Here is a 13297-nt window from a genome sequence, read left to right as displayed (position 1 = left end):
CTTTTTAATCGCGCTTGCGGCATATTTCGCGAGCGAATGCAGGAAAAATAATGAGTAATAATAACGATATCGTACAAAAACTGTGGAACCTGTGTGATGTACTGCGTGATGACGGCATCAACTACAGCGATTACGTCACCGAACTAGTGCTACTACTGTTTATCAAAATGGTGCATGAAAATACCGAAGCAGAATTATTAGATCAGCACACTTTACCGCAGGGCTGCCGCTGGAGCGATCTCAACAGTTTATCGGGCCTCAACTTGCTTAACCATTACAAACAAATGCTGTTGAAGCTCTCCAGCGGCAAAGACGCTGAAGGTAATTCGGTTCATGCTGACCCGCTGATTAGCGCCATTTATGACGATGCGCAGACCCGCCTGCGTGAGCCTCGTCATCTCGAACAGATGATCCGCACCCTCGACCAAATTGACTGGTTTAGTGCTAAAAAAGACGGTCTCGGTGATCTTTATGAAGGTCTGCTGGAGAAAAACGCCGGAGAAACAAAATCTGGCGCAGGTCAATATTTTACGCCGCGGGCCTTAATTAACAGCATGGTACGCTGCATTAAGCCACAGGCTGGAGAAGTGATCCAAGATCCCGCTGCGGGCACCGCAGGGTTTTTGATTGCCGCCGATCAATACATCAAGCAACAAACTGACAACCTCTACGACCTTACTGCCAAAGCGAGAACCTTTCAAAAAAATAAAGCCTTTATTGGTGTGGAACTGGTTCCGTCTACGCGCCGCCTGGCACTGATGAACTGCCTGCTACACGGCATGGAAGGGGATGACGAAGGCGTCGTGCATCAGGGCAACGCGTTGGGCATGGTGGGTGCTAGCTTGCCCAAGGCCGATATCATTCTTGCTAACCCGCCGTTCGGTACGGCGAAAGGCGGTGAAGCCAGCATTACTCGTGATGACTTAACCTACCCAACTAGTAACAAACAGCTAGCGTTTTTACAGCATATCTACCGTAACTTAAAACCGGGTGGCCGTGCAGCTGTGGTGCTACCCGACAACGTCCTGTTTGAAGCGGGTGTTGGCACCGATGTACGCCGCGACCTTATGAACAAATGTAACCTGCACACCATTTTACGTTTACCCACCGGGATTTTTTACGCCCAAGGGGTGAAAACCAACGTTTTGTTCTTCACCAAAGGCAGCGCCAACAACAAACATCAGGATGAAAATTGTACCGAAAACGTCTGGATCTATGATCTGCGTAGTAACATGCCAAGCTTTGGCAAACGCACCCCGTTTGGTGAGCAACATTTAAAACCCTTTGAAGCGGTTTACGGCGACGATGCCAACGGTCAAAGCCCACGCAGTGAAGGGGAATGGAGTTTTAACTCCGACAAACTTGACGTGCCCGATAACGCCGAAAATCAGCACGTTGACAACCGCATGGCGACCAGCCGTTGGCGCACATTCAGCCGTGAATGGATCCGCGATGTTAAAGGTGATTCATTAGATATTGCATGGCTGAAAGATAACAACAGCGTTGATGTGACTAACCTGCCTGAACCTAGTGTATTAGCGATTGAAGCAAAAGAAGAATTAACCACTGCTTTAGCAGAACTGGATGCTTTATTGACTTTATTAGGAGCAACTCGCTGATGAGTAAGATTATTCTACCTGAAGGGTGGTCCAATTGTACTCTTGCAGATATTGCTGAAGTTAACCCTAAAAAAATAGAGGCTGAACCTGACATAATTGCAGGCTTTGTTCCTATGTCTCATGCCCCAACAAACTATTACGGGAAATTAGAGTTTGAAGAAAAGACTTGGGGTGAAATTGGTAAATCTTACACTAACTTTAAAAATGATGATGTGATTTTTGCAAAAGTAACGCCTTGTTTTGAAAATGGTAAAGCAGCAATTGTAAAAGATATGCCAAATAATATCGGTGCAGGCAGCTCTGAATTTTATGTTCTACGCGCTCGTAATCAAGAGATACCAGCCAGTTATTTACTTGGGATTATTAAGACCAGAAAATTTATGCAGGAAGGTGCAGAAAATATGACAGGTGCTGTTGGTCTGCGCCGTGTTCCAAGGGCTTTCGTTGAAAGCTTTCCTTTGATACTTCCCCCTCTTGCAGAACATAAAATCATCGCCGATAAACTCGATATTCTGTTAGCACAGGTCGAAAGCGCCAAAGCACGCCTTGAGCAAATACCACAAATCCTGAAGCGTTTTCGTCAAGCGGTGTTGGCATCTGCGGTGAGTGGAAAATTAATACCAAAGGATCAAAAGTCCAATGTACGATTTGATGTCTCAGTTGGTTCACTTTGTATAACTTCGTTTGATGGCCCTTTTGGGTCAAAATTAAAAACGGCTGATTATACAAATGCGGGTGTTCGTGTCGCTCGACTAGAAAATATTGGTCATTTAACATTTAATGATGAAAAAGAAACGTATATCAGCGATACAAAATTTAATAGCCTAAAAGGAAATAAGCTCGAAAAGGATGATGTGTTATTCTCATCATTTGTAGATGAAGATGTTCGTGTATGTCTTTTTCCACATAACGATAAAATTTTTATAAACAAGGCAGATTGTTTTTGTTTAAGGATCAATCAAGAAATAGCATCACCAAAATATGTAGCTTTAACATTAGCAAGCAGAACTTCGTATGAACAAATTAAAGCACAGGTTCAAGGTGTAACACGACCTCGTATTAATTTAAAGACGTTAAGGTCTTTGTCGTTTACGTTTCCTTCTCTACAAGAACAAAACGAAATTGTTCGCCGCGTAGAACAACTCTTCGCCTATGCTGATGGCATCGAAAAGCAGGTACACAACGCCCTTGAGTGCGTCAACAACCTCACACAGTCGATTCTGGCTAAAGCATTTCGTGGGGAACTCACGGCGCAATGGCGTGCAGAAAATCCCGATTTAATTAGTGGTGAAAATAGCGCACAAGCATTACTGGTGAAAATTCAACAGCAGCGCAAAAACATAAAAAATATCAAACGCAACAAGGGTAATAATTGATGCGACTGATTTCTTTAGATTTGAGAGGCAGCTACAAAGGCTTGAAAGATCAATTCTTTGACTTCAGTTATGCCCAAGATAATATAATTGCATTGATTGGCCTTAATGGTTCTGGTAAATCTCAATTGCTTGAGTTAATCGGAGAAACTTTTGCTTATCTAGAGCGATGGCAACGTGCAGAGTTCAAAAATAAAACATCGTTAGGTTTTAGCGTCGCGGTACACTATCAATGGGATCTTAGAAATGATAGTGCTGTTATATCTTACCCAGACGAGCTCATGAATCATGGTGAGAGCATTGAGCTAAAGGTAACTATTGAGCTTGACGGCGATGTGTTTTTAAATGTTCGTGGTACTTATGAGTGGCATGTAATACAGCTTGGTGAGCGCCATTTCCCCATCCCTCTCGTGGTTGGTTATGCTTCGGGGCTAAACGAAAATTTACAGCGAAGTTTTATGAAAAATGCTGTGCAATATTTTGAAGTCCGTCGAATTAGTAGCCAGCGTCTAAAAATGCTATCACGAGAAATTAATGATGAACAGTTGGCTGAAATCAATAAGAAGTATCTTAAAAAATACCCACACATATTTGATCCTTTATCAGAAGGTGATTTTTTTCCAAATTATCACCTGAATTTGAGAGAAGTGAATCCTGCCCCTAGCAATTTTAACTATCTTGATTACGATAATATTGGGCTCTTAATTTTATCGCTATCGATTCTTCCGGCTGGGACAGTATTTCAACTATTAGATGAAATAACATATAAACATCCTGTCAAAGCTGTACTTCATTACGACTTTCGTTCTGGCATCATAGAAGATGATGCCATTCGTGATGTGAAAATGTTGATCCGTATAGCAGGCTCCGATCAAGTAAGGCCAACAGGAGGCCGAACTACAGATAACCAGTATGAACTTTATGAGTTAGAATATCTGTCTGGAGAAATCACTCTCGAATTAAGTGATGAGGCTGTTTTAAACCGACTTCGTGAAGATAACTACTTTGATTCTTTCGCATTATTTAAAAGACTTAATAATATTCAACAGCTTGGCATAAAGAACTGGGATCGTACATCTCGTTTGAAATTGATGAAAGATGATTTTATAGGTACGGTAAAAAAACCGCTTCAGTCAAGGTTACCTTTATCTGTTGTTGAGTTATTAATGGCTAATGAACAGGGCGATACCGTGAAGTTTGATGATTTATCTGACGGTGAAGCTCAATTGATTCAGGTTGTTGCCGCAACAAGGATATTCAGTCAGGTTCAAGCGCTATTTCTTTTTGATGAGCCAGAAACACACCTTAATCCGTCTTGGCGTACCTATTTTCATCAGCGTTTAACTGAAGCATTTACACCTGGAAATGAGAGGAAAGGTCAATCGCAATTCTTTCTATCTACTCACTCACCATTCATGATTTCCTCGCTCAAACGCGAGAATGTATTTTTCTTCGAGCGTAGTGATATGGGTTGTATCAGTATGGAACCGGTGTCCAGCCAGACTTATGGCACATCATTTGATGTCTTGGTTAAGAACCACTACGGTCTGCGTTCCCTTATTTCACAGACAGTGGTGAAGGATGTTAAAAATCGATTACCAGAAGATAATAATCCTGAAGCAGTTATAGCTGCGCGACTCTGGATTGAGGAAAATCTGGGAGAATCAATGGAAAAGGCTTATCTGCTAAGGAAACTAGATAGCTAATGTTATTTTCACTTAATCCACAGACGCCTCAATGTTCGGTATTTGCATTTCTTAATGCTGAATTTCTTCATTTTTTGCAAGCTACTATTAATGCTGATGTATTCTCAGAAAACTTATTCCGCACTTTTCCTGAGATGATTGAAGATACAGAAGTACTTGTCCCTAGTGTATGTTGGAGTAATGAGCCCACAAGAGAGAAATTTCTTGGGTTATGGGAAGCGCGGCCTACGACCGTTGCGCAGCGACGGGAGTTGTCAGACCAAATAAGTCAGGCTCAGGATATTAATGTATTTTTCAACAATACCCAAGCTGTATTGCCGCAATTAGTACCAGCCTCTTTATTCGAAGCATGTAAGGCGTTAACAACTCATTTGTTTACACGTACCAAAGATCTAGCTCAAGCAAAGTCACAATCCAATAGTTCTATTGAAAAACATTATCAGAATTTCGTCAGAGAAAATAATAATAGCCATCTATGTCCTATTTGTGGCACTGCACTTCTCTCTCAAAATCGAGAAAGCGTAGCAGAGGAAGAACAATGGCGATCAGATTATGACCACATTCTTTGCAAAGATAAATATCCAGTTTACAGTGTCCATCCAGGAAACTTCATTCCGACTTGCCATATTTGTAATAGTAAAGCTAAAGGGGCAAGGGACTTACTGAATACTGTTGGTCTCCAGAGACGATTAGCATTTTATCCACTTCCCCCATCACAAGAGTCATGTGAGCAATTTGTTGTGGTATCGCTTCACCTCAGTGACCGTAGAGATTTAATTGTGAATAGTTGGGAAACACCGTTGGAGTCAGCATCCATTTTATTCCCCAGAGCTCCAGCTGACATAGTAGATAAAATAGGTGTATGGAAAGAAGTTTATAAAGTACCAGAAAGAGTTGAACAGCATCTTAAGGTCAACTTTTGCGAGCGTATAGCCGCTGATCTACGACCAGTAAGCTTTGATGATTTCTGTGAGCAATTACATAGATATTCGAGACAAATGCCAGCAGACTATAGAAAATCGGAATGGAGGTTTTGGTGGCAGAAAGTCTATGAATTCTTATCAGATCAAAATAGAGACTATTTACACGATGTGTGGATATTAATTGCCTGGAAATTAAGGTTATCAAATGATGCTGATATGGCTGATACGTTTAATCAAATTTAAATTTTACTTCAACAGGGTGAGAGTATTGTTACTCTCCCTTTTTAAAATACATTGTAGAAGGTGCGCTTATTACTACGCAACCATCAATGCCTTTTATCTTCAATACCCCTTCCTTGAATTTAACATGTTCTTGTGTTGCTCGAGTGCAGTCCCACAGGAAGCTGATGATATACGAATCCTTATATTTTTCGTCGACACGATAAAGTGACGCATCTTCTGCAATTTCTCCTATTAGTGCAGGAAACGATTTTTTTGTATCTTTTCGGTATTTTACTTCAATAATTGTGTGCAGTGATGGCAGATAAAGGTCTATGCGGGGGTTTTTTTGTCCGACAGGCTGAAGATTCACCTCATCTGCAATATCGTTGAATATTGGCGCAAGTAGGATATAAAGCAGATTCTGAACATGATATTCATTTTCAACTTGCCACTTTACGGGCTCTGCGCCTCTGGTTCGACCTGAGTCCTCCCATGTCCATCGTTTTAACCCTGCAGGGATATGTTCCAGAAATCCTAGCAGGTCATCCAGTGTCCATCCAGACGGTGGAGCAATGGCAATTTCCTGATTAATTTGATTAAAAACGTAAAGCATTACACACAAGAGAGTAACTGAAGGATTTTCTGTAGCTTGTGCTTGAAATTCGCTCATGAAACGTCCGACAAGAGAAAGTCGGTTCTGATGACTATTGATCTTCAATAACTTTCGATAATGAAGGAAGAGTGGTATGCAGGCACTACTAAAGGAGGCTGATTCGCTGTTACCGACATATGCCGCGATATCTTTCTCGAAGATACTTAGATGGTTGCTTTCAATTTGCTGAGCCAGAAACCCTGAAATCCACTTTTCGAACTCGTGATTTATGCTCTCATCTTGCATCTGTGCCGTTAGCCATTTCACTGCCATTACACCGAACATATCCGATACCCAAGGTCTCGGTGTTGAATCAATCTTGGGAGCTTGTCCGAGCAGGCGAGAGACATCCTGGACCGAGACAGTTTCATCTAGAATACCTAAACCTGAAATTGCACAGCGTTGGTATAAAGATAGGTCCGCAAAGCTAAAATTCGTAATGCAGCTTTTATCTCCTTCCAGGAGACTAAAAAAGCAGGACTTAAATGGATCAATGTGAGCGGATTCGATCACCTTACTGTGAAAATAGTCGCGTAGCTGATAAACGTTTTCTTTCTCTATAGGAACCATTGTGAATGCCCTATTTTTCCAATCATGACTGAGTCACTCCAGCCCGGAAGCTGATTCAACCATCCTAAATTATGGGCGATAAGATCGGAATAAGTGATGGTAACTGGCATGGGATTGGGGAAGTAACTACGCCAGGAGTGTGATGCGAAACTGTAGAGCTGAGCACTCAAATACTTAATATCTTTGAAGGTCGAGTCTTTATGAACGTTGACGATCACACCACGTGGATGACCGTCCGTTTCTTGTCGTAATTCACGTTGGCCGATCAGGTAAACAAGCATTTCGTTTTTAGAAAGCTTAAACGTATTTCCGCGATGTGTCGCCAGGCGTCCTTTCGACATAGTCGCCGTTGAAGAGTCGAACATGTGGAGTCCGTGATTCTCTGAGATTTTTACGAAGGCATACTCGATCTGATAATCTCTATACTTGTCGATTACCGCACGGACTGCCTGAATCTCTTCCTTATTGAACTTTTTGACTTGTACATGGAAAATTAAGCGAATCGTATCGCCTTTCTGCCAGTTCATTCGCCTTTGTATTTTTTCTATATTCTCGGCCAGAACAGAGGTTAGAGCGTCGCAGTAAGCTTCCGGTACAACGGCTTTGGACGTACTCGAGACAATGTAACTACCGTCTCCCGAAAATACGGTGGTGATTCCCATAATGCGCTGATTATGGGCACCACGCTCTTGGACTATATTTGCACTGCCAATACCGATCACGAGTTCATGGGATAGTGTTGGCGATGATTTGAGTAGCCACGGGACTCCACCCATCTTCGCATAGCAGGCCAGTGACATGTTATTAAGCGAGTAGCCGAGTGAATAATCAGACTGCGTTAGCAGCTCTATTGTGAAATCCTGTACAGGAACTTGGTGCAAGTAAAATAGGCTTTTACCAAGATAGTAAGGATTATCAGCAACTTTGAGTTTTTTAAATGACTGCCGCACCTGTACGAGGGCCAGATCCCAACGTCCTCCTTCATCAGCTTTTTTGCGTATTGCAGCTTCGATGGCATTTTTGTATGCATCGACGCTGTCTGTGGATGTTTCGAACACTTCAACACGACTGGTTCCAAGTGCAAATTTACCCTCAAGGCCATTTCTGAAATATTTGCTATTAGCAATGCCTTTCAGAAGCTTACGGACGAACTGCTCGACTCGCCCTTTGTCATGTTGGGCGCAGATCACGCAGATTGATGGATCGTTCCTATCGAAGGTACGCTTTGTATAGGGGCCATTTTGTGTAAGACCCTTCTCAGTCCAATCTGCTTCACCGTTATCGTTGAAGACGAACACCGGCTTTTGCATCTGTGCACAATCTTTTTGAATATCGGATGGATCCTCAATTTCGATACGCGTTCCATCGAGCAGCGAGATGTTTGTCGCTTGGATATACTTCTTAAGGGCGTCGATGCGGTCTTTTTTATTCTCGCCTCCGTTGAAAATGGAAACGGACTGCCGAATATGTTCGACAATGGAGTCTTTCTTCGTACCATGCGTATGAAGGATGTAGTCGTCAAAATTAGCTCGACTAGCTTCGAGATAAACGTCTTTAGCCTCAGCATGAACTGCTTGGCCGTCGGGACGAATGACACTCAGAGTTCTCCCTTCGTGGCAGCTTTCTACAAACCCTAAAAGTTTTCTAAATCCGTCGTCCTGCTCGGTGACGACGTAGCGACCAATAACATTGAATCCGGTTTTTAGGAAAAACAGGCAGTTCTCTTTTACTACACGACGTGTTGAGCAATCAATTATAAGACACGGCTGACCTTGGACAGTACGAGTGTCGATTGAATACTTGGCACAAATTTTTAAGGGATAAGCCTCACCAAGAATTGAGGCTAAAAGATTGTCTTTTGGTTTGGCACTTACCACCTCGATAGGATTGAAGCCGCAAGGAGTTCGACCCAATCCAGCGAAGTGCTTGAGCAGACCATCTTTAACCAGAGAGCAAAAGGTTCCCAAATTATCCTTTAGTTGCAGTGTCTGCGGTGTACCAGGTTTGGGGAACGTACCATCACTCGAAAAAATCTGAATATTGTCACCCTGACGCCGGAAGACGTGCGTCACTTTATGGGAGGAGCGGAGGCTATCTAGAGTCGTCTTGTCGTAGGGGATCTGGACAAATTTCAACTCCAATTCAGGGATTTTCAGTGGAAACGCATTCAGGACAATCGGCAAGACCCACCCCTTTTGTGTTAGTGAAAAATCCAACATACTGCGTCTCGATAATTATTCCCAGTCAGGGATGTGCTGGCACCTGACTGGCGCTCGCTGTGGGTTCCCTCCATCCGACTCTGGAAATAACTGTTTCAACAATTAATTTTCCTACACTGTAGCGTAAATTTTCTTAAGGCTCCCAAAGCGATTATTTAACTCTTTAAACTAATCTAATGTAAAGACTAGGGAAATGATACGAGTGTAGTCTATGTCTTCGCTGTGATGAGGATCTATTCTTCGGTGTACATAGGGGTACTTAAGTTCCGATATAACACTCAACCAGCCTAAATTACATCTGCAGGATCTCATGATTAAAATGATCTATGTGGTAGGTCATTAAATGGAGTAACCGGTCTCTCATAGGCAGGCGTAAGCCACCCCTGAGGGGCAGACAGATGCCATGCAGTTGAATGGTTTAAAGGGTTTGAGAGGGTGATAGTGCTGCGGTTGTCACACTATAGAGTTCTGGCGTAAAAACAGTCAGGCATCTCGGCATTTATCAACTCGTCCAACGCTCCTCTGAAATTTGCGGGATCGGTTTAGTTTCAGGTGGGGGCGCTGAGGCCCCCGATTTATCGTACTCAGGATTGTGCGGTGTAATAGACCAAAGCCAGCTTGTTGCCATCGGGGTCTCTAACATAAGCGCTGTAGAAACCTTCGCCGTAATGCGGGCGCAGGCCAGGTGCTCCCTCGTCCGTGCCTCCTTGGTTTAAAGCGAGCGCGTGAAGCTGCTGGATATGTTCGGCAGTGCGGGCAATCAGGGCGACCATCACACCATTTCCGGTTGTGGCATCCTGTTTATCAAAAGGTATGCCGATACCCAGTGCCGTCGTGTTATTACCGTTGAAAACGCCCAGCTACGCGACGTCCTCATTCCTGCCACAATGGGTATAGCTCTGCATCTCCATGAACGGATAGTCGAATGTGAGGGCATGTGGCTGGTAGTTTGTTTTAAGCATAATGTAAGAAAACATGGGCCTCCTTAATGGATTCAGGGGGAGTGACTATAATCAGCTCAAATCACTCGTCCGCTTTATGAGCCCAGGCGGGCATTGCCGTCAGATAACGTTTTGCCCGCTTCAATGCTTCTTCCGGGCCGACTTTTTGCCAGGAATCAAGGAAGCTGGCTAAACCTGATACCGCTTCTTCCCAGGGTTTGAGATTGCCGTTGCTGTCGCTGCAGTACGCACAATAGTGATCGCTTGCACTGTGTGCATCGGGTGCCGACATCGGCATTCCGCAAGCCTGACAGAACTGTTCATGTTGTGACATAAGATGCTCCTTATGGCGACGTGCTGATTAATAAACATACTGAATATGCATTGTGCAGGTGATGCATCAGATCAAAGCAAAGGCGAAGCTCCCGGTATCTCCAGTCAAAAATACCGGGAAGCTATTGTTACCTAGCGATGAGCGCGAACACGCCCCAGCCAAAGTATTCCCGCGCGTAAGTTACGTGGCGTTTCGGCGAGAGTGATAGCTCGGCCCTGACTTCGGCGGCGAAGCCGTCGTCAGGATTCGCTTCCAGCCAGCGGCGCATGGTCAGCCATTTCGCGGCTTCATACCGGTCCCAGCCTTCCTGGTCTGCCAGTACCATTTCCACCACGTCGTAGCCGAGTTCATCGAACGCGTTGACAAGCCCTGGCAGCGTCAGGAAATCGGTCGTCGAGCTGACGCCGCAGGCCTGGGCAATCTCTTCCGTCGCAGGTAGCTGACGCCAGTAGGGTTCGCCGATAAGCATGATCCCGCCCGGTTTCAGGCTTTGAGCCAGCAGCTCGATGGTCCCGGCAAACCCACTGGCTATCCATGTCGCACCGACACAGGCAGCCACGTCGCATTTCTCTTCTGTAACATATCCGGCGGCGTCGTTATGTATGAACTGAACCCGGTTGCTGACGCCGAGCTCTTCTGCGCGGCGTCTGGCCTGCTCGCTGAACAACTGGCTCATATCGATACCGACACCGGTAATGGCGTGGTCCCGGGCCCAGGTACAGAGCATCTCGCCCGAGCCGCTGCCGAGGTCAAGAATGCGGGTATCCGGCTTCATGCGCAGCACACGGCCCAGCGTGGCGTACTTCTCTTCGGTGAACGGGTTATGAATACGGTGCTCACTTTCGCTAATTGTAAAAATACGTGGGATATCCAATGTTGAATTCCTTTTATTGCGTTGAGTATGAAGAGGAAGTTCCTCTGAGGTTTTTGCTTTTTCAGCCAGCAGAGCAAACAGCTTTCCTTCAAATGTCTCGCTGACTGGCCAGTCGTGATCCTGAGACAAATGGTTCGCCATCATGTGTTGGCTGAAGGCCGGTTCGTCCCAGGGGATTGTACTTTCCTCCGCTGACAGCTGGACGTGTCGGGATGAGGAAATAAGGGGACTGATATCCACCATGCTCTCCTTAGCGGTTATCAAGCTGAGCGCGGACGTTATGCAGCCCGGTGGTGTTGATTCGGTAGGGCTGGCCATTGACGGACTTGATCAGTTTTTTGGTTTTGAGTTTTTTGAAGACGGCGAGCGTGCAGTCGGTCAGCAACAGCCCCTCGCGGCTGTAGCATTCAACGGAAGTGACGCGGCCTGAAGAATCGCGGACGTGCGCAATACGTCCACCTTTAGCGAGAACGTGTAAGGTACGTTGTTCCTGACGGGATAAATTCATACTGAAGAACCTGTTTAATCATCATGTGCAAAACGTGCAAACACACAGCGGTGTCCGCATTCGATTTCGGCGCATTGATAATCAGTCCGGCCTGAAAAGGTCGGTAAGCTGATTATCGGATGATTACATTCTCCAGCATCAAAGCCTCGGGTTGAGTTGAAAGGTATTTACGGAGCGAATAGTAACACGTAGTTTTAGGAGGGATATGTTTCAGTAGAAAAAGTGTGATGTACTTTGGAAATTGAATGCCAACCCATATACTGGGAAAGGCAGATGACACTGACGAATGCATGTTGAAGTACGTCAGAAATGGCCTCATCGGCTTTTCCCCTCCGGACGTTATTCTCCTTTTGTTAAATCCAGAACATAAATATGCTCACCCTCTTCGATGCCTGAAAAATGAAAGCCAGTCCTGATAAGTAATTTTATTGAAGAGGTATTCTCCGGATCCACACCGGCTTTGATGAGTGAAAAACCGTTCTCCTTTATCCAGCCGATGGTGGCGGTAATGGCTTCAAATGCATATCCCTGGCGAGCATGAGCGGGGCTGATGGTATAACCGAGCCAAAATACATCGCATTGCTGACGTAAATAGATATCACCAATCAAAACCTGCGTCAGCTTGTTGACGATGGCCAATTGAATTCCCTGAGTAAGCGTAAGAACGCCCAGCAATGCTGATTCATAGTCCTCTTTTGTTAGACCCTTAAACCCCTGATATTTCATCCACTCCGCATCATTGCGATACACCATAAAACTATCGATTTCGTGTGGCTGAAATGGCCGAATAATGCACCCTGGCGAAATTATTTGCATAAGACTTCCTTTTAAATGATTCATCTGCACCAGTCTCTGCGACCAAAAGAGTTACCGCCTGATGCTATGCCCGACAGCCGCTCCCTGACTATGTCCGGTGCGTCGCCGCTTTCATACACAACACGAAAACTGTCAGTTTAATGTTCAACCCTCATCGGCATAGAACACAAAAGCCAGCTTATTCCCGTCCGGATCGCGTACATAAGCACTATGGAATCCCTGTCCGTATTGCGGCCTGTGCCCCGGCGCACCTTCATCCGCGCCTCCCAGACTAAGGGCAAGCGCATGCAACTGCTGGATGTGTTCAAACGAGCGGGCGTTCAGCGCCACCATCGTGCCATTACCAGCCCCGGCGGGTTGCATGTCAAAGGGCCTGCCGACGCACAATCCGATGGTATGGTTATCGCTGAACGTCCCCCAGGATGCGCCTTCTTCATTTCGGCCTGCCTTTGGATACCCAAGCAATTCCATCAACGGATCGTAGAATCGGATGGCTCGTGGCAGATCGTTAGTACCCAGCATCACGTAAGAAAACATAAA

11 protein-coding genes and 1 pseudogene are annotated in these 13297 nt (G+C 45.0%); 4 read left to right on the top strand and 8 right to left on the bottom strand.

Going from position 1 to position 13297, the window contains the following annotated elements; translation table 11 throughout:
* Positions 1-50: 50 nt before the first annotated feature.
* The 4 genes from OGV74_RS22670 to OGV74_RS22655 are packed head-to-tail and all read left to right on the top strand — an operon-like array spanning position 51 to position 5864.
* Positions 51-1619, top strand: coding sequence for a class I SAM-dependent DNA methyltransferase (locus tag OGV74_RS22670; protein ID WP_001757857.1), 1569 nt, complete (start codon positions 51-53; stop codon positions 1617-1619).
* Positions 1619-2995: a restriction endonuclease subunit S gene (locus OGV74_RS22665; RefSeq protein ID WP_060627053.1), complete on the top strand. Its 1377-nt coding sequence runs from the start codon at positions 1619-1621 to the stop codon at positions 2993-2995. The genes OGV74_RS22670 and OGV74_RS22665 overlap by 1 nt, the downstream gene beginning before the upstream one ends.
* Complete coding sequence (locus tag OGV74_RS22660; RefSeq protein ID WP_001757859.1) at positions 2995-4698, top strand: AAA family ATPase; 1704 nt, start codon at positions 2995-2997, stop codon at positions 4696-4698. The genes OGV74_RS22665 and OGV74_RS22660 overlap by 1 nt, the downstream gene beginning before the upstream one ends.
* Positions 4698-5864: a hypothetical protein gene (locus OGV74_RS22655; protein WP_001757860.1), complete on the top strand. Its 1167-nt coding sequence runs from the start codon at positions 4698-4700 to the stop codon at positions 5862-5864. The genes OGV74_RS22660 and OGV74_RS22655 overlap by 1 nt, the downstream gene beginning before the upstream one ends.
* Before the next feature lie 28 nt (positions 5865-5892).
* On the opposite strand, the gene OGV74_RS22650 is transcribed toward OGV74_RS22655, so the two are convergent.
* The 8 genes and pseudogenes from OGV74_RS22650 to OGV74_RS22615 form a co-directional block, all read right to left on the bottom strand.
* On the bottom strand, positions 5893-7065 hold the full coding sequence (locus OGV74_RS22650; protein ID WP_064764923.1) for a PD-(D/E)XK nuclease domain-containing protein: 1173 nt from the start codon (positions 7063-7065) through the stop codon (positions 5893-5895).
* Entirely contained in the window at positions 7053-9284 is a 2232-nt protein-coding gene (locus OGV74_RS22645; RefSeq protein WP_197986481.1) for an argonaute/piwi family protein, read from the bottom strand. The genes OGV74_RS22650 and OGV74_RS22645 overlap by 13 nt, the downstream gene beginning before the upstream one ends.
* 584 nt (positions 9285-9868) lie before the next feature.
* A pseudogene (locus OGV74_RS22640) lies at positions 9869-10261 on the bottom strand (VOC family protein).
* Positions 10262-10307: 46 nt separating this feature from the next.
* On the bottom strand, positions 10308-10559 hold the full coding sequence (locus OGV74_RS22635; RefSeq protein ID WP_060627055.1) for a zinc ribbon domain-containing protein: 252 nt from the start codon (positions 10557-10559) through the stop codon (positions 10308-10310).
* A gap of 127 nt (positions 10560-10686) precedes the next feature.
* Positions 10687-11433, bottom strand: a complete 747-nt coding sequence (locus OGV74_RS22630) for an SAM-dependent methyltransferase (protein ID WP_286521634.1) — start codon at positions 11431-11433, stop codon at positions 10687-10689.
* A gap of 250 nt (positions 11434-11683) precedes the next feature.
* Complete coding sequence (locus OGV74_RS22625; RefSeq protein WP_060627057.1) at positions 11684-11941, bottom strand: YjhX family toxin; 258 nt, start codon at positions 11939-11941, stop codon at positions 11684-11686.
* Positions 11942-12280: 339 nt separating this feature from the next.
* On the bottom strand, positions 12281-12757 hold the full coding sequence (locus OGV74_RS22620) for a GNAT family N-acetyltransferase (RefSeq protein WP_072200166.1): 477 nt from the start codon (positions 12755-12757) through the stop codon (positions 12281-12283).
* Positions 12758-12901: 144 nt separating this feature from the next.
* Positions 12902-13294, bottom strand: a complete 393-nt coding sequence (locus OGV74_RS22615; protein WP_060627058.1) for a VOC family protein — start codon at positions 13292-13294, stop codon at positions 12902-12904.
* Positions 13295-13297: the final 3 nt, after the last annotated feature.

It is taken from the genome of Citrobacter sp. Cf116 (genome assembly GCF_030336505.1).
In the GTDB taxonomy this organism is placed as follows: domain Bacteria; phylum Pseudomonadota; class Gammaproteobacteria; order Enterobacterales; family Enterobacteriaceae; genus Citrobacter; species Citrobacter freundii.
This window is presented reverse-complemented; position numbering and strand designations above follow the sequence as displayed.